We start from the raw sequence: 23053 nt of genomic DNA, 5'->3' as shown, positions 1-23053 counted from the left end.
CACCCTTCCGGTGCGTCCTCCCCCGGTCCCAGCGTGGATCAGTCGCAGACGTCCCGCCATGCCGCCGGGATCGCCCCGGCGACGTCCCGGGCCGCCACCGGTGCCCCGTCCGAGGCGCGGCGGGCGGCCAGTCCGTGCAGATAGGCACCCGCCGAGGCCGCGTCGCGCGGCTCCAGGCCCGCCGCCAGCAGCGAGCCGGTCAGTCCGGACAGGACGTCGCCGCTGCCCGCGGTGGCCAGCCAGGAGGTGCCGGTCGGGTTGACGCGTACCGGGACGTCGCCGTCCTGCGCGATCAGGGTCGTGGACCCTTTGAGCAGCACCGTGGCGCGAAAGCGCGCGGCCAGTTCCCGTACGGCGTCGAGCCGTCCCGCCTCGACCTCCTCGCGCGCGACCCCGAGCAGGGCGGCCGCCTCCCCGGCGTGCGGGGTGAGCACGGTCGGCGCGGTACGGGCCCGTACGGTGTCGCCGTCCATCAGCCGCAGCCCGTCGGCGTCCACCAGCACCGGGACGTCGGCGGCCAGCACGTCGGTCACCGCCGCGACCGCGTCGGAGCCGTCGCCGAGCCCGGGTCCGACCACCCAGGACTGCACCCTCCCGGCCTCCGACGGCCGCCCCGGGTGCACCAGGGTCTCCGGGAAGCGGGCGATCACCGCGTCCGCGCCCGGACCGGAGTACCGGACCGCGCCCGCTCCGCCGTGCAGCGCGCCCGCGACGGCCAGGACGGCCGCGCCCGGATACCGCTCGGAGCCGGCCGCCACCCCGACCACACCCCGTCGGTACTTGTCGCTCTCGCCGGTCGGTACGGGCAGCAGGGCGGCGACGTCCGCGTACTGGAGGGCCTCCAGGTCGGGCCGCGCGGGCAGCTCGGGGCCCAGGCCGATGTCGACGAGGTGTACGGCGCCCGCGTACTCGGCGGCCGGGTCGATCAGGAGGCCCGGTTTGTAGGTGCCGAAGGTCACCGTCGCGTCCGCCCGGACGGCCGGGCCGCGCACCTGACCGGTGTCCGCCTCGACGCCGCTCGGCAGGTCCACGGCGAGCACGGGCGCCCGCCCGGCGGTCGCCTCACGCACCAGCCGCTCGGCGTCGGGACGCAGGCCGCCGCGCCCGCCGATCCCGGTGATGCCGTCGACGACGAGGTCGACGGCCCCGAGATCGCCCGGGGCGTCGATGACCTGGCCGCCCGCCGCGCGCAGGGCGGCGAGCCCGCCCGGGTGCGCCTTGTCGGGCGCGGTCAGCACCGCGCGGACACCCGCCCCGCGCCGGGCGAGGGCTGCCCCCGCGTAGAGCGTGTCGCCGCCGTTGTCGCCGCTGCCGACGAGAAGGAGCACCCGGGATCCGTACACCCGGCCGGTGCGCCGCAGCAGGTCGCCGCAGGCGACGGCCAGTCCCGCGGCGGCGCGCCGCATCAGCGTGCCCTCGGGGAGCCGTGCCATCAGTGCCTGTTCGGCCGCCCGTACGGTCTCGACGTCGTACGCATGTCGCATGTGTTCAACCCTCCGCGATCACGACGGCCGACGCCACCCCCGCGTCGTGGCTGAGCGAGACGTGCCAGCCGCGGACCCCGAGTTCGGCGGCCCGGGCAGCCACCGTCCCGCGCACCTCCAGCCTCGGGCGTCCGCTGTCCTCGACGCACACCTCGGCGTCCGTCCACAACAACCCACCGGGTGCCCCGAGCGCCTTGGCCAATGCCTCCTTGGCGGCGAACCGGGCCGCCAGCGACGCCGTCCCACGCCGCTCACCGCCCGGCAGCAGCAGCTCCGCCGGAAGGAAGAGCCGCTCGGCCAGCTGCGGCGTACGCTCCAGCGCCGCGCCGAAGCGTTCGATCTCCGCCACATCGATCCCGACCCCAATGATCACGCGCTCACTCACTCACTCGACTGTCACGGACTTCGCCAGGTTGCGCGGCTGGTCCACCTCGTTGCCCCGGGCGGTCGCCAGTTCGCACGCGAAGACCTGCAGCGGCACGGTGGCGACCAGTGGCTGGAGCAGCGTAGGCACAGCCGGGATCCGGACGAGGTGGTCGGCGTACGGGACGACCGTCTCGTCGCCCTCCTCGGCGATGACGACGGTACGCGCCCCGCGGGCCCTGATCTCCTGGATGTTCGACACGATCTTGTCGTGGAGGACGGAGCGGCCGCGTGGGGACGGCGCGATGACGACGACGGGCAGGCCCTCGTCGATGAGCGCGATCGGCCCGTGCTTGAGCTCTCCCGCGGCGAAGCCCTCGGCGTGCATGTACGCGAGTTCCTTGAGCTTCAACGCGCCCTCCAGGGCCACCGGGTAGCCGACGTGCCGCCCCACGAAGAGCACGGTGTCCCGGTCGGCGAGGGTCCGGGCGAGCTCCCGTACGGGCTCCATCGTCCCCAGTACCTCCTCGACCTGGCGGGGGATCTCGGAGAGCTGGCGGACCACGGCGCGGATCTCGTCGCCCCACTTGGTGCCGCGGACCTGGCCGAGGTAGAGCGCGACCAGGTAGCAGGCCACCAGCTGGGTCAGGAACGCCTTGGTGGAGGCGACCGCGACCTCGGGGCCGGCGTGCGTGTAGAGGACGGCGTCGGACTCCCGGGGGATCGTCGAGCCGTTGGTGTTGCAGACGGCCAGCACCCGGGCCCCCTGCTCGCGGGCGTGGCGCAGGGCCATCAGCGTGTCCATGGTCTCGCCGGACTGGGAGATGGCGACGACCAGGGTGCGCCCGTCCAGGATCGGGTCCCGGTAGCGGAACTCGCTGGCCAGCTCCGTCTCGCAGGGCAGCCGGGTGATGTGCTCGATGGCGTACTTGGCGATCATCCCGGCGTGGAAGGCGGTGCCGCAGGCGACGACGACGACCTTGTCGACCTCCCTCAGCACGTGCGGCGGGATGCGGACCTCGTCGAGGTGGAGCGCGCCCGAGGTGCCGACGCGGCCGAGGAGGGTGTCGGCGACGGCCTTGGGCTGGTCGGCGATCTCCTTGAGCATGAAGGAGGCGTAGCCGCCCTTCTCGGCGGCGGAGGCGTCCCAGTCGACGTGGTACTCGCGCGTCTCGGCGCCGGCTCCGTCGAACCCGGTGACCTTCGCCCCGTCCCGGTGCAGCTCCACCACCTGGTCCTGGCCGAGTTCGATCGCGGAGCGGGTGTGGGCGATGAAGGCGGCGACGTCCGAGGCCAGGAACATCTCGCCGTCCCCGACGCCCACGACCAGCGGTGAGTTGCGCCGGGCGCCGACGACCGTGCCGGGCTCGTCCGCGTGCACCGCGACGAGGGTGAAGGCTCCCTCCAGGCGCCGGCACACCTGCCGCATCGCCTCGGCGAGGTCCCCGGCCGAGGAGTACGCCTCCGCCAGCAGGTGGGCCACCACCTCGGTGTCGGTCTCGGAGGACAGGTCGTGGCCCCGGCCGGTCAGTTCCTCGCGCAGGAGGGCGAAGTTCTCGATGATCCCGTTGTGCACGACGGCGACCCGGCCCGCGTTGTCCAGATGCGGATGCGCGTTGGCGTCGGTCGGCCCGCCGTGGGTGGCCCAACGGGTGTGTCCGAGGCCGGTGTTCCCGGCCGGCAGCGGACGCTCCTTCAGCTCCTTCTCCAGATTGACGAGCTTCCCGGCCTTCTTCGCACCGGCCAGGGAGCCGTCCGCGAGGACGGCGACGCCCGCCGAGTCGTAGCCCCGGTATTCGAGGCGCCTGAGTCCCGCGACGACGACGTCCTGCGCCGACTGCCCACCGACATAACCCACGATTCCGCACATATCGGCACCCTAAGGCCGCAGTGCCGCCGGTGGCGGTAGCCAGGCCTTCCCGCACGGTCCGCGTGGTCGTGGCGCGCCCGGCCGCGGTGGAGCGGTGCGGCGGGCCGGGCCGCACCGCTCCACCGGGGTCAGCGGCCTCCCGCTCCCCCGCCGCTCACACGGAAGGAGGCGGAGCCGCGCCCCCTCAGGGCCCCTGCGTCAGGAACGCCTGGGCGTAGGCCGTGGTGCCGAGCTTGTTGGGGTGGTAGCTCTCCCGGCTGAGGCAGGACGTGCCCCACGGCCAGCCGCACAGCGACGGGCCGTCGCCGTGACCGAAGTCGCCCTCCCCCTTGGGTCCGAGGACGAGTCCGTTGATCCCCTCCGGATTGTCACAGGCCCGCTTCCCCTCGAAGGCGGCCTGCGCGGAGCGGTACTTGACGCCGCTCCCTGCCATCGAGAGGGCCATCGTCCTCAGCTTGCCGTCCCAGTACTCCGCCATGTCGTTCAGGATCTGGCGTTCCGCGACACCCAGGACCGCGGTGCAGGCCGGGTTCAGGCTGAAGAGGGCCGGATAGCCCATCAGCACGATCGTGGCCTTGTCCGCCTTGGTGTGGATGTCGGCGAGCAGCGACCGCGTGTCACTCACCACGGTGTCGATCTCCGCCTTCATGGACGCCTCGCTCGGGCACCCGAGGAACGCGCAGTCGGTGATCTTCTGGTCGAAGCGCAGATCGTTCCCGCCGATGGTCAGCGCGACCAGTGTGGTGTCGGAGCTGAGTACGCCCGAGTCGACCTGCACCTGCTCGTGGAAGTTGCCGTCGTACCCCCAGTCGTCGGGGCTCCCGCTCACCTGCCAGGTCCGGGCACCGGAACAGGCGGTGAACTGGAAGTCCATCGACGGGTCGTTCCGGTCGGCGAGCGTTCCCACCGATTCCGTCTGCCCCGGCAGTACGGCCTTGCGCGACCAGGCGTTCGCGCTGCGCCGGCAGCCGTTCCAGGTGTCCTTGCCGAAGTGGAGGTTGCTGGCCTCGTCGTAGTCACCGGCTCCCTCGCCCGAGGTGTAGGAGTCGCCCATCGCGACCACCATGTCCTTGGGCTTGCCGGACAGGGGCTGGAAGGCGACCGCGTCCCAGGCGACGTCGTGGTCGGCGGTGCCGTCGTCGGTCTCGTTGTCCAGCATGACCCGGGGCGTTCCGGAGAACTGGTAGGTCCCCAGCGGCACCCAGGTGTTCTTGCGGTGCCGTGTGTTGATGTAGCGGTCCCGGGTGGTGCCGTTGCCCAGGTCGATCCGGTAGTGGGCCTGCTGGGTGTGGGCTCCGGTGTCCGGCACGTGGACCAGGACCCGGGCCCACTGTTTCAGGCTCTTGTTCAGGGTCCAGGTACCGGTCACCCGCATCTCGTTGATGCGTTTGCTGGAGTCACGGGTGTGGGCGAACCAGTAGTGGGCGCCGAAGCCGCCTCCCACCTGCTGGAAGTCCTCCTTGCCCTCGTACGTCCCGTTCGATGCGGCGAAGTCCCAGGTCAGCGAGCCCGAGCTGGTCCAGGACTTGGAGCAGTCGGTCCGCATCGCCGGCACCCCGGGCGCCACGTCGTCGATGACCAGGGCGTTCGAGGGGAGGCCGTCGAGCGTGCAGGCCGGCTTGCCGCTGTTGCCCCGGCCCAGTTCCGACCGCAGCGTCTTGTAGGTCAGGGTCTCGAACCCGCAGTCGCCCCTGCACCCCTTCCACTGGGCGTTCCCGCCGTACCAGAGGTCCTCGAAGCAGGCCACGGTGGTGCACTCCGGGGGATAGTCGGAGTCGCACCCGTTGGTGGGGTTGCAGAAGGCGTCCAGCGGCGGCTTGATGGCCGACGTACGGTACTCGGCGTCGTTCCACCAGGCGGCCTGGTAGCCGTGGGTGTTGCTGTCGTTCTCCTCGCCGGCGTCGCTGTAGGCCCGGCCGGTGTCGATGGGGAAGGCGGCCCAGCCCATCACCTTCTCGGGGTAGGACCACTTCTGCGGTTCCGCCGCGTCGGCGTAGCTGTTGTTGTCGAGGAAGGCGTGGCGGTCGGCCGGGTACTTGGGGTTGGCCGGGTTGTTGAGCCAGCCGAGACCCCAGTTGCCGCTGACCCCGGGCACGTTGAAGCCGAGGTTGTAGTTCCACACCGCGGCGAACCAGTTCTCGATGTTCTGTGGGTCGTCGTCGTTGATCTCGATGAGATGCGCGGGGTTGTGCACCTCGTTCCACTTCTTGGCGAGCGTCTGGGCGGCGACGGCCACGTTGGCCGTGTAGTCGAGGGCGATGGCCCGCTGCTCGTCGGCCGTGAACGGCATCGGCTTGCCGGGCTGGGAGCTCATGCCGTCCGTCTGCTGGCCCATGCCGTAGCCGCAGTCGGCCTCGTCCCAGTCGATCGTCCAGTACTTGTCCGGGTCGTAACCGGGCGTACCGGGGTAGATGTTGGTGCCGTAGAAGTTCCCCACCAGGGGGTTACCGGTCTGGCCGGGCAGGACGTGGTGGGTGGACTGCCACATGTTGGACTCCTGCGCCAGGACTCCGAGGAGCACCTGGGCCGGGATGCGGGAACCGGCCGGAGCCCCTTCGAGATCCGGCAGCGGGAACATCGTCGACGGCGACACCGACGAGCCGAGGCCCGCCTGCGCCCGCCAGCCGCCCTGTGTGATGTAGCCACTCGTGAGGTTGCCGCGGATCGCCATGTCGACGGCCCACTCGACCTGGTTGGGGGTGGGCTGCAACGCCTGCTGGTTCGGGTCGTTGCGGGGCACGGCACACGAGGCCTCGGGGTCGTACGTCGTCTTCGACGAGTCCACCGCCGCCGTGCCGGCGCGGGCGGCCGCTCTGCCCGCCCCGCCGTCTCCCGCCCGGACCGCGCTCCTCAGCGCGGGGGACGCGGTCTCCTCGACGGGCGCGGTCTCGCCGGGGACGGTGAACTCCAGCTTCTCGTCCGTCTGTGGCACGCGCGCGTCGATCCGGTACGGCAGATCGCCCTCGGCGACCAGAGCGGTGAGCGGATCCGACCCGTGGGTGCGCAGCCCGGTCGAGACCGCCTTGTCCACGGCCAGGCGGCCGTGGGAGGAGACGGCCGTGCCGGCCGTGACGTCGAGACGGGCGATGCTGCCCGGCAGCGCGGCGACGTCCTTCGGCTTCCCGGTGAGGAACAGCCGGCCCCCGGTGCCGGCGGAGAGGCCGACCGAGCCGAGGTCGCCGTGGGCGAGGGTGCTGAGCTTGCCGCCCACGGCACGGCGTACGGTCACCTTCTCCCCCTCGCGCTGGAGGAAGCCGACGCCTCCCTCGGCGTCCGGGTGCAGGTGGAAGGCGGGTCCCGTCGTCCGGCCGATCCGCTCGGTGCCGCCGTCGGCGCTCACCCGGGTGAGGCTGCTGCCGCGGGCGGCCACGATCCCGTCCCCGACGGGCACGGCCGAGGTCACCTCGCCCGGCACGGTGAGGGTCCGGTCCACCGTCGCGTCGGCGGTGTCCACGGTCAGGAGCCGGGTCTCGGCCACCTTCTCGTCGCCCGACTGGGTCAGGACCACCGTCTCGCCGGTACCGCAGCCGGGGTTGAAGTAGGCCAGCGAGACCTGCTCGCGCAGCTTGGTCACCGTACGGGAGTCGAGGTCCACCACGGCCGCGAACGCCCCGCGGTCGAAGAGCGCCGGTTCGTTGGTGAACTCCCTCGGCGCGTAGGCGACGACGGCGCGCTTGCCCGAACCGGTGACGCACACGTTGCCGATCCAGGCGTCGGTGTCGAAGCCGTCCTCGCGCAGCGTCGCGGCCTCCCGCCACCGGTAGGCCTCGGAGCTGTCGGCGACCAGGACGTGCAGCCCCTGCGGGTCGCCGACGACGGTGACGGCCCGGTCGTCGGAGCTCCGCCAGCCCTTGGGCAGTTTGCCGTCCGGCTCGGTCACCTTCGAGGGGTCGTCGGCCGCTTCGGTCCGCTCGGCCGCGGGCCTGGCGTCGGCGGCCGTCGCCGCGCCGCCGTCCCGCTCGTTCGCGGCCGCCCACGCGTAGGCCGGCAGCAGCGACGCGGTCATCACCGTGGCCGCGATCGTGGCCCATCTCTTTCTTCGTCCTGAGGTTCTCATTGCACCTTCCGTGGTGGGTGTGCCGTGCCTGACGGAGCCTCCGGGGCGAAACGGGGACGGCCGCACGCGTCCTCCTCCCCGCGGGCTCCTCACATCCGGGACGCGTTCCTGATGGCGTCGGCCACCTGCTTCTTCTCCGCGTCCAGGACCAGCTGGTTCTCCTCGATGAACTCCCGTTGCATCCGCGTCTCGACGGAGAACCAGACGCCCACGAGATCGGTCTTCTCCTTGCACGTCACGTCGGTGACGGCGGTCCGGATCTCCTCGGCGGACGGCGTGCTGGATTCCCCGAAGTGCGCGAAGGGGGCGTTCTGCGGGTCCGTGAACCGGTAGCCGCTGCTCCGCATGCAGGCGGACCAGCGCTTGATGACGTCCTGGACCGCGGGGTCGCCGAGCGAGTTCTCGTAGCTCTTCCGGTTCAGCTCGCCGGTCTTGGTGTCGCCGAACTCCGCGCCCAGCTTCCGGCTCGCCTCGCCCAGGCAGCCGTTCTCCGGGATCCCGCTGCCGGTGGGAGCCGCCATGCCCTCGGGTCCGGGCGCGGTACGCCCCATGAGGGCCTGCCACTCCGCCTCGGTCGGGTTCACGTCCGCGTTCACCTTGCTGATGTCGACGGACGGGACCTGGTAGCCGAGGGTCTCGGACTCCTCGAGGTCGGTGATTCCGTAGCGGCGTGGCATGTTGGCGTCGTTGGAACTCGGGGGCGGCATGAGCCCCAGCTCGGGTACCCGGTACCGGAAGCCGAGGCGCTTCATGCACGCGGCCGCGAGCCGCTGCTTCGACCTCTCGATCTGCAGCCCGTCCGCGTAATTGAGCATGTACGCCTCCAGGGGAAGCGCCAGCCCCTTGGTCAGGCCGCTGACGGGCACCACGGGCGGCCCCTTCACCTCGCCGTTCTCGGCGGAGCCGATCGCGGCCGACGACGCGCCCTCCTCCTGCGCGGAACAGGCTGTTCCGCCCAGGAGGAGGGCACCCGCCAGGGTCCAGGCCGAAACCGCCCTGCGTGCGGTGTCGCGCACAGGGATCACAGGCCCCGCTGCGAGGCGTTCTGGTTGTGCAGGCTGCTGTTCAGGTCCTTGCAGTTGTTGGGTCCGAAGTCCTGGGACACGCCCGCGTAACCGCTGTTGTAGTAGACCCGGTACTTCGCCCACGTGCTGTCGACGCAGGCGTGCCCGGCGTTGTTCTTGACGGCCTGCCCCTGCCCGGCCCCGTTGGTGGTGCCGCCGAAGACGTAGACGACCGAGCCGTTGTCGTAGTTGTAGATGTCACCCATGAACCCCGAGGCCGCGCCGTAGCCGTAGGCCTTCGAGTTGTAGTAGAGGGTCAGGTGGTTGGCCGTCTGGCACCACCCGGCAGCCGTCCGCACACACTCGCCGTAGCGGTACTCCACGGCCTGCGCGGAAGAGCTGAAAACCGACACCGTGAGTCCGGCCGCCGCCGCTGCCACGGCCAGTGCGCGCTGGATCTTCTTCACTTGGTCTCCCCAACTTGGCTGATTCGGCCCTCCTCCCGGTTCGGGAGAAAGGAACCTGGCCACGCTCTCCGGGAGACCCGGGGGCTAGCATCCAGAACGGCGGGACTGGCGCAATTACGCCAGCGCGGCTGCCCCATTGGTCGCCTTCTGTGAAGCTTGTGCACCTGTTGTGTGCGCACGGTCGTTCTTAGAGTGATCACTACCGCTGACCGCCATCAGCCCCACAGGCGCGGCTGATCGACATCAATCACACCGAAGGGTGACATGAGCACATCCGTGGAAGCCGACGAGCTGGAGCGGTGCATCCTCGATCTGCTGCACGAGGGCCTCGACGACGCCGCGATCGCACGCCGCTTGGGGGTCGGCCACCGAACGGTGCAGCGCCGGGTGCGCGGCCTGATGGAGCGGTGGCAGGTCGTCGGCCGGGTCGCCCTCGGCGCCCGCGCCCAGGAATTCGGCCTGCTGAAGCGCTCGGACCGAGCCGCGTAGCCACCGCTCGGCAGATTGCGCACCACCGGCCGAATTACCCCCTTTCCACCCTCCTGCACCTGGAATGCAATTACGGTGCCCACGGCCTCCGGAAACGTTGTTGATCACGTGGGGGTTTCGTGCTTGGATGGTGAAACGGGGCTCGACATACGAAAACCCGGGAAGCGGCGGAAACACACTCCCCCTTCCCGGCACCGGCACTCTCTTCGAATGCGCTCCCCGTAGCTGCTTTTCATGTGATCAAGCGTTATTGGGGGATGACCTTGAATGAGAGGACACGTGTCGCCGTCCAGCGGTGGGGCCCGGTGTTCACGAGCCTCTTGGCCGCCTCCCTCCTGGTCGGCTGTGCGTCGCGGGAGCCGGCCCCGGACGCCGGCCCCGGGATCAAGGCCCCGGTTCTCCTGAAGAGCACCGACCTGCGGCTTCCGCTGGACACCTATCTCTTCTCGCCCTCCGAGCAACAGCGGATGGAGGAGGCGAGGGCCGCGCTCGACACGGTCTGCATGCGGCGGCTCGGCCTGGACTACGACCCGGGACCCGTCGGGCCTCCGCTCGGCCCCCGAAGCCTGATGGACCGTCGTTACGGGGTGACGGACGAGGCCGAGGCCGCCTCCGACGGGTACCACCTGGGCGACCGCGACCCCCGCACCCGTACGGCGCCCACCCGGGAGCCGTTGACCGACGCCGAGAACAGCGCCCTCCTGGGCTCCTCCGAGGGCGCGTCCGCCGACGACGGCGCGTCCCTGCCGGACGGACGGCCGGTACCGGCCGGAGGCTGCGTGGGGGAATCGACGAAGAACCTGGCGGGTGGCGGCCGACTGGGCCCGACCGATCCGGTCCGGAAGGCCAACGCCGAGACCTTCAAGTCCTCCATGGCCGACGCGCGCGTGGTCGAGGTGTTCGGGGCGTGGTCCCGGTGCATGGAGAAGCGGGGCCACGCGTACGCCGATCCGTTCGCCGCGATGAGTGACCCCCGGTTCCAGGGCGCCGAGCCCGCACCGGACGAGCCGGAGGTGGCGGTCGCCGATGTCGCCTGCAAGAAGCGGACGAACCTGGTCGGGACCTGGTTCGCCGTGGAGACCGCCCAGCAGGAAAAGCTGATCGCGCGGAACCGGTCGACGTTCGACGACGCGTTGAAGAGCAAGAAGGAGCAGCTCTCCAGGGCTGCCGAGGCTCTCGGTAATTCCCGGTGAGCGGATCGGACACATCAAGCCGATAAATCGTGCAGCAGAGTTTTCGCGGCCGTGTGAAAAGCGCGTCCGAATACTTTCCGCTGCCCTGCGTCCGGCAAACGTGCCGGACGTCGAATCAAGAATCCGAGAGGGAATCTCATGAAGCGCAAGATGACGCTCGCCGCCGTCGCCCTGGGAGCCGCACTGGTGACGCCCTTCATGGCGTCCACCGCCCAGGCCACGGAGTCGTCCACCGTCGCCGAGGTCACGCCGATGGCCGCCTCCGACTGTCCGACGGGCAAGTTCTGCTTCTTCTACAACTCGGGCCTGGCCGGCTCGCACAACGAGCTGAGCGGCGTCAACGTACCCAACCTCGCCAATTACACCTTCACGAGCTCCGGCGCGGGCAAGGGCCAGTCCGTCAAGAACAACGCCGCGTCGGCCCAGAACAACAACCACTGCAACGCCACGGTGTTCTACAACTCCAACTACGCCGGAGCCTCCGACTGGTTCGGCTACCGCAACGGCGGGCAGCTCGTGAACACCTACAACAACAACGCCTCCGTGTACTTCGCGTCCTTCTGCGGCTGACACACCCGGCCGGCCACGACGGCCCGCCGGTTCTCCGGCGGGCCGTCGCCCGTTCCGCCGGAGAACCGGCGGAACGGCGGGCCGTGAGCCGTGCGGGGCGGGCGGGCGGGCCGTGCGAGGTCCCACGTGACCGACCCCACCCCCCGCTCCGTCAGAACTCCCGCAACAATGAAGAGGTGATCACTTCACCCGCACGGAGCCCCCGGCGCACCGACCACGCGCCGACGCCCTACGTCGACCTGACCCGCGCGGAGTGGAGCGCGCTGCGCGACAAGACGCCCCTTCCGCTGACCGCCGAGGAGGTGGAGAAGCTGCGCGGCCTCGGCGACGTCATCGACCTCGACGAGGTGCGGGACGTCTACCTGCCGCTGTCCAGGCTGCTCAACCTCTACGTCCAGGCCACCTCGGGCCTGCGCGGCGCGCTCAACACGTTCCTCGGGGACGCGGGCAACGGCCACGGTGAGCAGCGGGGCACCCCGTTCGTCATAGGGGTCGCCGGAAGTGTCGCCGTGGGCAAGTCCACCACCGCCCGCATCCTCCAGGCGCTGCTGGCCCGCTGGCCGGAGCACCCCCGGGTGGAGCTGGTGACCACCGACGGCTTCCTGCTGCCGATGAAGGAGCTCGAGGCGCGCGGCCTGATGTCCCGCAAAGGGTTCCCGGAGTCCTACGACCGGCGGGCGCTGACCCGGTTCGTCGCCGACATCAAGGCGGGCAAGGACGAGGTGACGGCCCCCGTCTACTCGCACCTGATCTACGACATCGTCCCGGACGAGCGGCTCACCGTGCGCCGCCCCGACATCCTCATCGTCGAGGGCCTGAACGTGCTGCAGCCCGCGCTGCCCGGCAAGGACGGCCGCACCAGGGTCGGCCTCGCGGACTACTTCGACTTCAGCGTGTACGTCGACGCCCGCCCCGAGGACATCGAGGCCTGGTACCTCCACCGCTTCCGCCGGCTGCGCGAGACGGCCTTCCAGAACCCGTTCTCGTACTTCCGCAAGTACACCCAGGTCTCCGAGGAGGAGGCGCTGGACTACGCGCGCACCATGTGGCGGACGATCAACAAGCCGAATCTCCTGGAGAACGTGGCACCGACCCGGAGCCGTGCCACGCTGGTGTTGCGCAAGGGGCCCGACCACAAGGTCCAGCGCCTGTCGTTGCGCAAACTCTGAACCCGGGGAGTCGCCGCCGTGCTCCATCTGCGCCTCATCGTGCCCGCCGACCGCACCGACGAGGTCGTGGAGCTGCTGGAGCGGACGGCGGGCACCGCCCACCTCGCGGTACTGGCCGGCGCCGCGCGCAGCCCGGCCGGGGACGTGGTCCTGTGCGACGTGGCACGCGAGGCGGGTGACGAGCTGATCGACGCGCTGCGCGGGCTCGGCATCGACCGGACCGGCGCCATCACCGCCGAGACCATGGATCTCACCCTCTCGGCGGACGCCGACGACGCGGAGCGGCAGGCGCCCGGCGCCGGTGCGGACGCGGTGCTGTGGGAGGAGCTGACCGAGGTCACGCACGAGGAGTCCGTCTTCAGCGCCACCTATGTGGCGTTCCTCGGCGTCGCGGTGATGCTGGCCGCCTGCGGGGTGATGCTCGACAACGTGATCCTGATCGTGGGCGCGATGGCGGTGGGCCCGGAGTTCGGGCCGCTGGCCGGGATCTCGACGGCTCTGGTGCAGCGCGCCCCGCGCCTGGTCGCCGCGTCGTTGTGGGCGCTGATCGGCGGGTTCGCCGTCGCGGTGGTGCTGACGGCCGGGTTCTCCTGGCTGATGGACGCCCTCGGCCTCTTCCACGCCGGCATGGTCACGGCGCACCGGCCCAACACCGGTTTCATCTGGCATCCGGACGGGCTGTCGTTCGTGGTGGCGATCCTGGCGGGCGTCGCCGGGACGCTCTCGCTGACCTCGGCGAAGTCCGGGGCGCTGATCGGCGTGGCGATCTCCGTGACCACGGTGCCGGCCGCCGCCAACGCCGCGGTCGCCTTCAGCTACCAGGACCTCACCCAGGCCTGGGGTTCCACCGAGCAGCTGCTGGCCAACCTCGGGGGCATCGTCCTGGCGGGAACGCTGACGCTGCTCGTGCAGAAGGCGCTGTGGGGCCGGCAACGCAGGACGGACCCGGCGGTGAAGCCGGATCCGTCCAGGTGAGCGGGTCCGTCAGCCCAGGGCCGACTTCACCACGTCGGCCAGCTGCCCGGCCACGGCGCGCGCCTGCTCGATGTCGGCGGCCTCGACCATGACCCGCACCAGCGGTTCCGTACCGGACTTGCGCAGCAGCACCCGCCCCGTGTCACCGAGGTCGCGCTCGGCCCGGGCGACGGCGGCGGCCACCTCGGGCGAGGTGTCGACGCGTGACTTGTCGACGTCCGGGACGTTGACGAGGACCTGCGGGAGGCGCACCATCACCCCGGCGAGGTCGGCGAGCGTACGGCCGGTGGCGGCGACCCGGGCCGCGAGCATCAGGCCGGTCAGCGTGCCGTCGCCGGTGGTGGCGTGGTCCAGGACGATGACGTGGCCGGACTGCTCACCGCCCAGTGCGAAGCCCTCGGCCTTCATGGCCTCCAGCACGTAGCGGTCGCCGACGGCGGTCTGGACGAGCTGGATGCCCTCCCGCTCCATCGCCGTCTTGAAGCCGAGGTTCGACATGACCGTGCCGACGACGGTCTCCTTGCGCAGCTGTCCGGCCTCGCGCATGGCGACGGCGAGCACGGCGAGGATCTGGTCCCCGTCGACCTCCTCGCCGGCCGCGTCCACGGCCAGGCAGCGGTCCGCGTCGCCGTCGTGCGCGATGCCGAGGTCGGCGCCGTGCTCGACGACGGCGGCCCGCAGCAGCTCCAGGTGGGTGGAACCGCAGCCGTCGTTGATGTTCAGGCCGTCCGGCTCGGCGCCGATGGTGACGACCTCGGCGCCGGCGCGGGCGAACGCCTCCGGCGAGACCCGGGCGGCGGCGCCGTGCGCCTCGTCCAGGACGACCTTCAGGCCGTCGAGCCGGTTCGGGAGGACACCGATGAGGTGGGCCACATAGCGGTCGAAGCCCTCGGTGTAGTCGGTGACGCGGCCGACTCCGGCACCGGTGGGACGGCTCCACGGCTCACCGGTGCGGTGCTGCTCGTAGACCGTCTCGATACGGTCCTCCAGCTCGTCGGCCAGCTTGTGGCCGCCCCGGGCGAAGAACTTGACGCCGTTGTCCGGCATGGCGTTGTGACTGGCCGAGAGCATGACACCGATGTCGGCGCCGAGCGCACCGGTCAGGTACGCCACCGCGGGGGTCGGCAGCACGCCGACCCGCAGCACGTCCACTCCCGCGCTGGCCAGGCCCGCCACGACGGCGGCCTCCAGGAACTCCCCCGAGGCGCGGGGATCACGTCCCACCACGGCGGTCGCCCGATGCCCCTCGAAGGTGCCGGCCTCGGCCAGTACGTGCGCCGCCGCGACCGAGAGTCCGAGCGCGAGCTCGGCCGTCAAGTCCGCGTTGGCGACACCGCGCACGCCGTCCGTGCCGAAGAGTCGTCCCACTGGTGTCCTCCGAAGGTGCTCAGAAACCGCAAAACCAACGCAATGAAAACAGGGCATAGCCACGCACGACGCGACAGAACATACTGCGGCGCGCCCGCCAGCCCGATAAACGTCTTAAGCCGTTATACGCCCGCGAGGGCCGATAAACGAACGCCCCGGCAGCACGAGGTGTGCCGCCGGGGCGAACGTGTACAGCAGATGAGCAGGCGATTTAGCGCTTGCTGTACTGCGGGGCCTTACGGGCCTTCTTGAGACCGGCCTTCTTGCGCTCGACCGCACGGTCGTCGCGGGAGAGGAAGCCGGCCTTCTTCAGCGTGGCGCGGTTGTTGTCCACGTCCGCCTCGTTCAGCGCACGGGCCACGCCGAGGCGCAGGGCACCGGCCTGACCGGAGACGCCGCCACCCGAGATGCGGGCGATGACGTCGTAGCGGCCGTCGAGCTCGAGCACCTTGAAGGGCTCGTTGACTTCCTGCTGGTGCACCTTGTTGGGGAAGTAGTCCTCAAGGGTGCGACCGTTGATCTTCCACTTGCCGGAGCCCGGAACGATCCGGACGCGGGCGATGGCGTTCTTGCGACGGCCCAGGCCGGCCGCGGGCTGCGGGTCGCCGAAGCGGCCCGCGAGCGACTCGGAGGTGTACTCACCCTCGACGGGGACCTCCGACTCGAAGGTGGTCACCTCGGCGAAGGTCTCTTCGCCCTCGGTGCCCTCGACGGGCGTCTCAACAGTGGTCTCGGCCACGATTCTCCTCAGATCTTTCTGTACGTCTTAGGGGGGAGGCCGGAACTACTGCGCGACCTGGGTGATCTCGTACGGGACCGGCTGCTGCGCAGCGTGCGGGTGCTGGTCACCCGCGTAGACCTTCAGCTTCGAGAGCATCTGGCGACCCAGGGTGTTCTTGGGGATCATGCCCTTGATGGCCTTCTCGACGGCCTTCTCCGGGTTCTTGGAGAGCAGCTCGTCGTAGCGCACGGAGCGCAGACCGCCCGGGAAGCCGGAGTGGCGGTACGCCATCTTCTGGGTCTTCTTGTTGCCGGACAGGTGAACCTTGTCGGCGTTGATGATGATGACGAAGTCGCCCATGTCCATGTGGGGGGCGTAGATCGCCTTGTGCTTACCCCGGAGGAGGTTCGCAGCCGTGGTGGCCAGACGGCCGAGAACGATGTCCTCGGCGTCGATGATGTGCCACTGGCGAGTGACATCGCCGGGCTTAGGGCTGTACGTACGCACTTCGTAGCCTTCGCTTCTTCAGTGGATGGGTCCAGACACATGGCACCTCTGAAGCGATCATGCAGCTGGGGCTCACAATGCCGGGGACGCTGCCCGTATGCGAGCCACTGGTAACTGCTCCAGAGAACCTACGTAAGGGCCCCTCGCGTGAGAACGACCAAGCCAATACGCATAACGAACCAGAAGACTACCGTCCGGCCCCCGCGCGGGTCAAAACGCCCCCGCGCGGGTGACCGTTCCCGTCCTACCTGGCGCGTTGCACCCTGCGCTCGTCCCAGACCGGCTCCGCGGCCTCCCGCACGACCCCGTCCGAGCCGAAGACGAGGAACCGGTCGAAGGACTTCGCGAACCAGCGGTCGTGGGTGACGGCCATCACCGTGCCGTCGTACACCTCCAGCCCGTCCTGCAAGGCCTCGGCCGACTCCAGGTCCAGGTTGTCCGTCGGCTCGTCCAGCAGCAGCGCGGTGGTGCCGGCCAGCTCCAGCAGCAGGATCTGGAAGCGGGCCTGCTGCCCGCCGGACAGCCTCTCGAAGGCCTGGTCGCCCTGGCGCTCCAGCTCGTAGCGGCGCAGCACGGACATCGCGCCGCCGCGGTCCTTGGCGTGCTCCGTCCACAGGATCTCGACGAGCGTCTTGCCGAGCAGCTCCGGGTGGGCGTGGGTCTGCGCGAAGTGCCCCGGCACGACCCGGGCACCGAGCTTCCACTCCCCCGTGTGCGCCACCGGCTCCCCGGCGAGCAGCCGCAGGAAGTGCGACTTGCCCGAGCCGTTGGAGCCGAGGACCGCGACGCGCTCGCCGTAGTAGATCTCCAGGTCGAACGGCTTCATCAGCCCGGTCAGCTCCAGGTTGGCGCAGGTCACCGCCCGCACCCCGGTGCGTCCGCCGCGCAGCCGCATCCGGATGTCCTGCTCACGCGGCGGCTCGGGAGGCGGGCCCGCCTCCTCGAACTTCTTGAAGCGGGTCTGCATCGCGTGGTAGCGGTTCGCCATGTCGGGGCTGTTCGCCGCCTGCTGCCGCATCCGCAGGACGAGCGCCTTCAGCCGGGCGTGCTCCTCCTCCCAGCGCCGCAGCAGCTCCTCGAAGCGCGCGAACCGCTCCTTGCGGGCCTGGTGGTACGTGGCGAAGCCGCCGCCGTGCACCCACACGTCCGAGCCGGCCGGGCTCGGCTCCACGCTGACGATCTTCTCGGCGGCCCGGGAGAGCAGTTCCCGGTCGTGGGAGACGAACAGGACCGTCTTACGGGTCTCCTTGAGCTTCTCCTCCAGCCACCGCTTGCCGGGCACGTCCAGATAGTTGTCCGGCTCGTCCAGCAGCAGCACCTCGTCCGGGCCCCGCAGCAGCGCCTCCAGGACGAGCCGCTTCTGCTCGCCCCCGCTGAGCGTGCGCACCTCGCGCCACTGCGCCTTCTCGTACGGGACGCCGAGCGCGGCCGTGGTGCAGATGTCCCAGAGGGTCTCCGCCTCGTACCCGCGTGCCTCGGCCCAGTCGCTGAGCGCCTGCGCGTACGCCATCTGCGCGGCCTCGTCGTCCACCGTCAGGATGCGCTCCTCGGCCGCGTCGACGGCCCGGGCTGCCTCCCGGATGCGCGGCTGGGCCACGGACACCAGCAGGTCGCGCACGGTCCGCTCGTCCCGTACGGAGCCCACGAACTGGGCCATCACGCCCAGCCCGCCGCTCACCGACACCGAGCCGCCGTGCGGCTGGAGCTCTCCGGCGAGGAGTCTCAGGAGGGTCGTCTTGCCCGCCCCGTTCGCCCCGACGAGGGCGACGACCGCCCCGTCCGCCACCCGGAACGAGGCGTCGCCGAGCAGCACCCGCCCGTCCGGCAGGTAGTACTCCAGATGGCCCGCTTCAAGATGTCCCATGACAGCATTGTCACGGCCCGCGAAGCCGTGGCCCAACCGGTTTACCGCCGGTCTGTGCCGTGCCCGGCCATGTTCGCCGGGAGCGGCACTAGGATTCGCGCATGAGCTTTGGGCAAGGGGGGCCCTCCTGGGGGCCGGGAGGACCGGGAGAGAACCGGACTCCGGACTGGGCGGCACTGGCCGAGGCGTCCGCGGCGCGCGGCCGGCGCCGGAAGTGGCTGATGATCGGGGGCGGCGCGCTCGCCACCGCGGCCGTCGCCGCGATCGTGGCCACCGCCGTCATCACGACCGGCAACCACGGCGGCGCCTCCGCGTCGGACGGGAAGACGAGCCAACTGCCCGCCCCCGAGGATCTTCCGGAGCAGAGCACGGCGCCGCAGCCCTCCTTCTCGTCCGTCGCGCCCCCGCCCCCGCCGGACCCGAAGGACTACATAGCCGACGCCCGCAAGGACAAGGCCCCCGTCACCGTGGACGCCTTCTTCCCGGGCAAGAAGCTGACGATGGGCGACCGCGTCTACGCCAAGGGCGCCACGCACGACACCAGGAGCTGCGCCGCGACCACCCAGGGCGCCCTCGGCTCGATCCTCACGGCCAACGGCTGCGACCAGGTCGTCCGCGCCACGTACAGCAAGGACGGGGTGGCCGTCACCGTCGGGCTCGCCGTGTTCGCCACCGAGGCCGAGGCGAAGAAGGCGGCCCAGGAGGCGTCCGGCGGCCTCGCCTCCCTCAGCGGCGCGGGCGTCCCCACCTTCTGCCGCGGCGGCGCCGTCTGCCGGCGCACCTCCAACTACTACGGCCGCTACGCCTACTTCACGGTCGGCGGCTTCACCGACGGCACGAGCGTCACCAAGGCGGACAAGGACGTCTTCGCGGCCGGCAACGACGTGCGGGACTTCACCTTCCGCCAGATCCGCCACCGAGGCGAGGTCCAGGCCTCGGCCGCGGCCGAGCCCCCCACCACCTGACGCCCGCTCAGCAGCAGCCCGCGCCCGGCAGCGACCTGACGTTACGGGCCTCCACGGCGCGGGCCGCCAGCAACGCGTCCGCCGGGTAGGCGACTTCCTCCAGCGTCAGCCCGTGCGGCCGCACCACGTGCACCGCCGGGTCCCGCACCCTCGCGGCCAGCACCTCGGCGGGCCAGCCGGCCGGGCGCCGCCCGTCACCGACGAACAGGGCCGCGCCGATCAGCGCCCGCACCATGTTGTGGCAGAAGGCGTCGGCCTGCACGGTCGCCGTGAGCACGCCGGACTCCCCGTCCCGCACCCAGTGCAGCTTCTGGAGCGTGCGGATGGTCGTGGCACCCTCACGTTTCTTGCAGTACGCGGCGAAGTCGTGCTCACCCGTCATCCGTGCCGCCGCCTCGTTCATCGCGTCCAGGTCCAACGGCCGGTCGTGCCACAGCACATGACCCCGCGTCAGAGGATCCACGCCACCCGGCCGGTCCCCCACCCGGTACGCGTAACGCCTCCACAGCGCGGAGAAGCGCGCGTTGAACCCCGCCGGGGCCTCCTCGGCCCGCCAGATCCGTACGTCCAGCGGCAGCCGCCCCGCCATCCGGCGCAGCAGCTTCTCCCGGTGCTCGGCCCACACCTCCACCGGCAGGTCCACGTGCGCCACCTGCCCGCGCGCGTGCACCCCCGCGTCGGTGCGCCCGGCGACCGTCAGGTCGTACGTCACCGACGACCGGGTCACCGTCCGCAGCGCGTCCTCGATCTCGCCCTGCACGGTCCGCCTGCCGGTCTGCTTCGCCCAGCCCGAGAAATCCTTCCCGTCGTACGAAAGGTCCAGCCGTACCCGCACGTATCCGGGCTCTGCCTCGTCACTCACCCGCGCATCCTCTCAAAACCGAACGGGCCCGCACCGCCCCGGAGGGTGGTGCGGGCCCGCGACGGGGTCGTCAGGACGCTCAGGCGTCCTTGGACTCCTCGGCGGCCTCGTCGGCCGGCTTGGCGTCCTCGACGGTCTCGGCCGGAGCCTCGTCCTTCTTGAGGGCGTCTTCCTTGACCGCGCGCTTCGTGGCGGCCTCGGCCTCACCGGTGGCCTGCTGGGCCACGGTCAGCGCCTCGACCAGCTCGATGACGGCCATCGGGGCGTTGTCGCCGCGACGGTTGCCGATCTTGGTGATGCGGGTGTAACCACCGGGGCGGTTCTCGTACCGCGGGGCGATCTCGGTGAAGAGCGTGTGCACGATGCTCTTGTCCGTGATCGACTGCAGCACCAGGCGACGGTTGTGGATGTCGCCCTTCTTCGCCTTGGTGATGAAACGCTCGGCGACCGGACGCAGGCGGCGGGCCTTGGCCTCGGTCGTGGTGATGCGGCCGTGCTCGAACAGCGACTTCGCGAGGTTGATGAGAAGAAGCTTCTCGTGCGCGGCGCTGCCGCCCAGACGGGCACCCTTGGCGGGCTGAGGCATGGTTTTCTCCTTGTGTGCTGCACCGGCCGTATCAGGTACCGGTGTCAGTTCCCGCGAGGCGGTCGCCCCGCGGAAGTCGTGCGGCCCCACCCGGCACGGGGACGCCCCTCACAGGGCGCCCCGGCCGGGGAACGGCTCAGTACTGCTCGGTCTCCACGAAACCGGCGTCCGCGTCGTCGTCCGCGCCGAAGGCGTCCGCGGCGGCGGTCGGGTCGAATCCGGGCGGGCTGTCCTTGAGCGCCAGGCCCATGCCGGCCAGCTTCGCCTTGACCTCGTCGATCGACTTGGCGCCGAAGTTGCGGATGTCGAGCAGGTCCGCCTCGGAGCGGGCGACGAGCTCGCCCACCGAGTGGATGCCCTCGCGCTTGAGGCAGTTGTACGAACGGACCGTGAGCTCGAGCTCCTCGATCGGCAGCGCCAGATCGGCGGCGAGCGCGGCGTCCGTCGGGGACGGGCCCATGTCGATGCCCTCGGCGTCGATGTTGAGCTCGCGCGCCAGGCCGAACAGCTCGACCAGGGTCTTGCCGGCCGACGCCATGGCGTCACGGGGACGCATGGCCTGCTTGGTCTCGACGTCGACGATCAGCTTGTCGAAGTCGGTGCGCTGCTCGACACGGGTCGCCTCGACCTTGTACGTGACCTTGAGCACCGGCGAGTAGATGGAGTCGACCGGGATACGGCCGATCTCCTGGCCCACCTGCTTGTTCTGGACGGCGGAGACGTAGCCGCGACCGCGCTCGACGGTCAGCTCCATCTCCAGCTTGCCCTTGCCGTTCAGCGTGGCGAGGACCAGGTCCGGGTTGTGCACCTCGACACCGGCCGGCGGCGCGATGTCCGCGGCGGTGACCAGGCCGGGGCCCTGCTTGCGCAGGTACATCACGACCGGCTCGTCGTGCTCCGAGGAGACGACCAGCTGCTTGATGTTGAGGATGAGGTCGGTGACGTCCTCCTTGACACCCGGCACGGTGGTGAACTCGTGCAGGACGCCGTCGATCCGGATGCTGGTGACAGCGGCACCGGGGATCGAGGAGAGGAGGGTACGACGCAGGGAGTTACCGAGGGTGTAGCCGAAGCCCGGCTCCAGCGGCTCGATCACGAACCGGGAGCGGAACTCGTCGACGACCTCTTCGGTCAGCGACGGACGCTGAGCGATAAGCATGGGGAGATCCTTCAGTCGTGGGCACCCACTATTTGATGCCCGACAGATGAAACAAGGATACGGGCGGCACGCCCCCGAAGGGACATACCGCCCGGATCCAGCGCTACTGCCGCACGGCCGTCACCGGCCGTGACGGGTCAGACGCGGCGACGCTTCGGCGGACGGCAGCCGTTGTGCGGCGTCGGGGTGACGTCCTGGATCGAACCGACCTCGAGGCCCGTGGCCTGGAGGGAGCGGATCGCGGTCTCACGGCCGGAGCCGGGACCCTTGACGAAGACGTCGACCTTGCGCATGCCGTGCTCCTGCGCGCGGCGGGCGGCCGACTCGGCGGCCATCTGCGCGGCGAAGGGGGTGGACTTGCGCGAGCCCTTGAAGCCGACGTGGCCGGCGGAGGCCCAGGAGATCACGTTGCCCGAGGGGTCCGTGATCGAGACGATGGTGTTGTTGAACGTGCTCTTGATGTGCGCGTGGCCGTGAGCGACGTTCTTCTTTTCCTTGCGACGCACCTTCTTGGCTGCGCCCTGACGACCCTTGGGGGGCATGTCTGAACTCCAGATGGAGAGGGGAGGTGATCGGTCCTACAGCGAAGACCGCTGGTTGCTGCGCACGTCCGGTGGACCGGACCCGCGCAGTGCGTCCGCTGAGGACTACTTCTTGCCCGGCTTCTTCTTACCGGCGATGGCGCGACGCGGGCCCTTGCGGGTACGCGCGTTCGTGCTGGTGCGCTGACCGTGGACCGGCAGACCGCGACGGTGCCGGATGCCCTGGTAGCAGCCGATCTCGATCTTGCGGCGGATGTCGCCCTGGATCTCGCGGCGGAGGTCACCCTCGGTGCGAAGGTTGGCGTCCACGTACTCGCGGATCTTGACCAGGTCCTCTTCGGCCAGGTCACGAACACGGGTGTTCGGGTTCACGCCGGTGGTGGCGAGGATCTCCTTGGACCGGGTGCGCCCGATACCGAAGACGTAGGTGAGGGCAACCTCCACGCGCTTTTCGCGCGGGATGTCAACACCTGAAACGCGTGCCATTCAATGGCTCCAGTTGTCATGTCGGGGGTCTTCCGCAGTACCGCTCCCGAACGCCGACCCCGGCCCCTGAGGGAGGAGTGGTACGCCCGGGTCCCCGGCCCCCGCCGGAGGTGTCGTCAGCCGTGGCTTGGACGGGCACTGCGTATGTACGTGTACGTGCGTCGCGCGAAGAGCTGCGAGATGCAGGTGGTCGTGCGTCAGCCCTGGCGCTGCTTGTGGCGCAGGTTGTCGCAGATGACCATGACCCGGCCGTGACGGCGGATCACCTTGCACTTGTCGCAGATCTTCTTGACGCTCGGCTTGACCTTCATGGGATGTCAGGTTCTCCGGGTCAGTGCCAACACCACGCCGA

At 70.5% G+C, this 23053-nt stretch carries 22 protein-coding genes; 6 read left to right on the top strand and 16 right to left on the bottom strand.

From position 1 onward, the window contains the following. Window positions 1–38: 38 nt before the first annotated feature. The 6 genes from SACTE_RS19975 to SACTE_RS19950 form a co-directional block, all read right to left on the bottom strand. Window positions 39–1484, bottom strand: a complete 1446-nt coding sequence (locus SACTE_RS19975; RefSeq protein WP_014047818.1) for a bifunctional ADP-dependent NAD(P)H-hydrate dehydratase/NAD(P)H-hydrate epimerase — start codon at window positions 1482–1484, stop codon at window positions 39–41. A 4-nt stretch (window positions 1485–1488) separates the two neighbouring features. Beyond that, complete coding sequence (locus SACTE_RS19970; protein WP_014047817.1) at window positions 1489–1857, bottom strand: holo-ACP synthase; 369 nt, start codon at window positions 1855–1857, stop codon at window positions 1489–1491. Window positions 1858–1869: 12 nt separating this feature from the next. Continuing rightward, entirely contained in the window at window positions 1870–3717 is a 1848-nt protein-coding gene (gene glmS, locus SACTE_RS19965; RefSeq protein ID WP_014047816.1) for a glutamine--fructose-6-phosphate transaminase (isomerizing), read from the bottom strand. A gap of 184 nt (window positions 3718–3901) precedes the next feature. Next, a complete protein-coding gene (locus SACTE_RS19960) occupies window positions 3902–7774 on the bottom strand; it encodes an SGNH/GDSL hydrolase family protein (RefSeq protein WP_141708062.1) in 3873 nt (1290 codons plus the stop codon). A gap of 89 nt (window positions 7775–7863) precedes the next feature. Next, on the bottom strand, window positions 7864–8790 hold the full coding sequence (locus SACTE_RS19955; protein ID WP_019993541.1) for a hypothetical protein: 927 nt from the start codon (window positions 8788–8790) through the stop codon (window positions 7864–7866). 5 nt (window positions 8791–8795) lie between these two features. After that, entirely contained in the window at window positions 8796–9245 is a 450-nt protein-coding gene (locus SACTE_RS19950) for a hypothetical protein (RefSeq protein WP_014047813.1), read from the bottom strand. A gap of 264 nt (window positions 9246–9509) precedes the next feature. Here SACTE_RS19950 and SACTE_RS19945 point away from each other — a divergent pair, with 264 nt between their 5' ends. From SACTE_RS19945 to SACTE_RS19925, 5 genes are all read left to right on the top strand, one after another. Continuing rightward, a complete protein-coding gene (locus SACTE_RS19945; protein ID WP_014047812.1) occupies window positions 9510–9734 on the top strand; it encodes a helix-turn-helix domain-containing protein in 225 nt (74 codons plus the stop codon). A 305-nt stretch (window positions 9735–10039) separates the two neighbouring features. Next, window positions 10040–10927 (top strand): hypothetical protein, encoded by an 888-nt coding sequence (locus SACTE_RS19940; RefSeq protein WP_019993539.1) that lies wholly within the window; start codon window positions 10040–10042, stop codon window positions 10925–10927. Window positions 10928–11065: 138 nt separating this feature from the next. Further along, window positions 11066–11497 carry a peptidase inhibitor family I36 protein gene (locus tag SACTE_RS19935; RefSeq protein ID WP_014047810.1) on the top strand — a complete coding sequence of 144 codons (432 nt, stop codon included), beginning with the start codon at window positions 11066–11068 and terminating at the stop codon, window positions 11495–11497. A gap of 176 nt (window positions 11498–11673) precedes the next feature. Next, a complete protein-coding gene (gene coaA / locus SACTE_RS19930) occupies window positions 11674–12666 on the top strand; it encodes a type I pantothenate kinase (RefSeq protein WP_014047808.1) in 993 nt (330 codons plus the stop codon). An 18-nt stretch (window positions 12667–12684) separates the two neighbouring features. Further along, complete coding sequence (locus SACTE_RS19925) at window positions 12685–13641, top strand: DUF389 domain-containing protein (protein WP_014047807.1); 957 nt, start codon at window positions 12685–12687, stop codon at window positions 13639–13641. A 9-nt stretch (window positions 13642–13650) separates the two neighbouring features. Here SACTE_RS19925 and glmM read toward each other — a convergent pair whose 3' ends face one another. From glmM to SACTE_RS19905, 4 genes are all read right to left on the bottom strand, one after another. Next, a complete protein-coding gene (glmM, locus tag SACTE_RS19920; protein ID WP_014047806.1) occupies window positions 13651–15009 on the bottom strand; it encodes a phosphoglucosamine mutase in 1359 nt (452 codons plus the stop codon). A 211-nt stretch (window positions 15010–15220) separates the two neighbouring features. Next, window positions 15221–15748 carry a 30S ribosomal protein S9 gene (rpsI, locus tag SACTE_RS19915; protein WP_014047805.1) on the bottom strand — a complete coding sequence of 176 codons (528 nt, stop codon included), beginning with the start codon at window positions 15746–15748 and terminating at the stop codon, window positions 15221–15223. Between the two features lie 45 nt (window positions 15749–15793). Further along, the gene (rplM, locus tag SACTE_RS19910) at window positions 15794–16237 is read right to left on the bottom strand and encodes a 50S ribosomal protein L13 (RefSeq protein WP_014047804.1); all 444 of its coding nucleotides are present in this window, start codon (window positions 16235–16237) and stop codon (window positions 15794–15796) included. Window positions 16238–16481: 244 nt separating this feature from the next. After that, window positions 16482–18101 carry an ATP-binding cassette domain-containing protein gene (locus tag SACTE_RS19905; RefSeq protein WP_014047803.1) on the bottom strand — a complete coding sequence of 540 codons (1620 nt, stop codon included), beginning with the start codon at window positions 18099–18101 and terminating at the stop codon, window positions 16482–16484. Between the two features lie 101 nt (window positions 18102–18202). On the opposite strand from SACTE_RS19905, the gene SACTE_RS19900 reads away from it, so the two are divergent. Next, window positions 18203–19066, top strand: a complete 864-nt coding sequence (locus tag SACTE_RS19900; RefSeq protein WP_014047802.1) for a hypothetical protein — start codon at window positions 18203–18205, stop codon at window positions 19064–19066. 7 nt (window positions 19067–19073) lie between these two features. On the opposite strand, the gene truA is transcribed toward SACTE_RS19900, so the two are convergent. The 6 genes from truA to rpmJ form a co-directional block, all read right to left on the bottom strand. Next, window positions 19074–19928 (bottom strand): tRNA pseudouridine(38-40) synthase TruA, encoded by an 855-nt coding sequence (gene truA, locus SACTE_RS19895; RefSeq protein ID WP_014047801.1) that lies wholly within the window; start codon window positions 19926–19928, stop codon window positions 19074–19076. 79 nt (window positions 19929–20007) lie between these two features. Continuing rightward, a complete protein-coding gene (rplQ, locus tag SACTE_RS19890) occupies window positions 20008–20514 on the bottom strand; it encodes a 50S ribosomal protein L17 (protein ID WP_014047800.1) in 507 nt (168 codons plus the stop codon). A gap of 136 nt (window positions 20515–20650) precedes the next feature. Beyond that, window positions 20651–21673 (bottom strand): DNA-directed RNA polymerase subunit alpha, encoded by a 1023-nt coding sequence (locus tag SACTE_RS19885; RefSeq protein ID WP_003966937.1) that lies wholly within the window; start codon window positions 21671–21673, stop codon window positions 20651–20653. A 137-nt stretch (window positions 21674–21810) separates the two neighbouring features. Further along, the gene (rpsK, locus tag SACTE_RS19880) at window positions 21811–22215 is read right to left on the bottom strand and encodes a 30S ribosomal protein S11 (RefSeq protein WP_003956432.1); all 405 of its coding nucleotides are present in this window, start codon (window positions 22213–22215) and stop codon (window positions 21811–21813) included. Window positions 22216–22320: 105 nt separating this feature from the next. Next, complete coding sequence (gene rpsM / locus SACTE_RS19875) at window positions 22321–22701, bottom strand: 30S ribosomal protein S13 (RefSeq protein WP_014047799.1); 381 nt, start codon at window positions 22699–22701, stop codon at window positions 22321–22323. 197 nt (window positions 22702–22898) lie between these two features. Further along, a complete protein-coding gene (gene rpmJ, locus SACTE_RS19870; protein ID WP_003956441.1) occupies window positions 22899–23012 on the bottom strand; it encodes a 50S ribosomal protein L36 in 114 nt (37 codons plus the stop codon). Window positions 23013–23053 lie beyond the last annotated feature (41 nt).

The organism is Streptomyces sp. SirexAA-E (assembly GCF_000177195.2).
GTDB lineage: Bacteria > Actinomycetota > Actinomycetes > Streptomycetales > Streptomycetaceae > Streptomyces > Streptomyces flavovirens.
The sequence above is the reverse complement of the archived record's forward strand: the minus strand, read 5'-3'. Positions and strand labels throughout refer to the sequence as shown.

Excerpts from the sequence above, each read along its gene's own strand:
- SACTE_RS19885 (WP_003966937.1), bottom strand. The coding sequence starts at position 21,673 with ATGCTTATCGCTCAGCGTCCGTCGCTGACCGAAGAGGTCGTCGACGAG.
- SACTE_RS19960 (WP_141708062.1), bottom strand. The coding sequence starts at position 7,774 with ATGAGAACCTCAGGACGAAGAAAGAGATGGGCCACGATCGCGGCCACG.
- SACTE_RS19975 (WP_014047818.1), bottom strand. The coding sequence starts at position 1,484 with ATGCGACATGCGTACGACGTCGAGACCGTACGGGCGGCCGAACAGGCA.
- glmS (WP_014047816.1), bottom strand. The coding sequence starts at position 3,717 with ATGTGCGGAATCGTGGGTTATGTCGGTGGGCAGTCGGCGCAGGACGTC.
- SACTE_RS19945 (WP_014047812.1), top strand. The coding sequence starts at position 9,510 with ATGAGCACATCCGTGGAAGCCGACGAGCTGGAGCGGTGCATCCTCGAT.
- rpmJ (WP_003956441.1), bottom strand. The coding sequence starts at position 23,012 with ATGAAGGTCAAGCCGAGCGTCAAGAAGATCTGCGACAAGTGCAAGGTG.
- rpsM (WP_014047799.1), bottom strand. The coding sequence starts at position 22,701 with ATGGCACGCGTTTCAGGTGTTGACATCCCGCGCGAAAAGCGCGTGGAG.
- rplQ (WP_014047800.1), bottom strand. The coding sequence starts at position 20,514 with ATGCCTCAGCCCGCCAAGGGTGCCCGTCTGGGCGGCAGCGCCGCGCAC.
- SACTE_RS19935 (WP_014047810.1), top strand. The coding sequence starts at position 11,066 with ATGAAGCGCAAGATGACGCTCGCCGCCGTCGCCCTGGGAGCCGCACTG.
- SACTE_RS19905 (WP_014047803.1), bottom strand. The coding sequence starts at position 18,101 with ATGGGACATCTTGAAGCGGGCCATCTGGAGTACTACCTGCCGGACGGG.
- rpsK (WP_003956432.1), bottom strand. The coding sequence starts at position 22,215 with ATGCCCCCCAAGGGTCGTCAGGGCGCAGCCAAGAAGGTGCGTCGCAAG.
- SACTE_RS19900 (WP_014047802.1), top strand. The coding sequence starts at position 18,203 with ATGAGCTTTGGGCAAGGGGGGCCCTCCTGGGGGCCGGGAGGACCGGGA.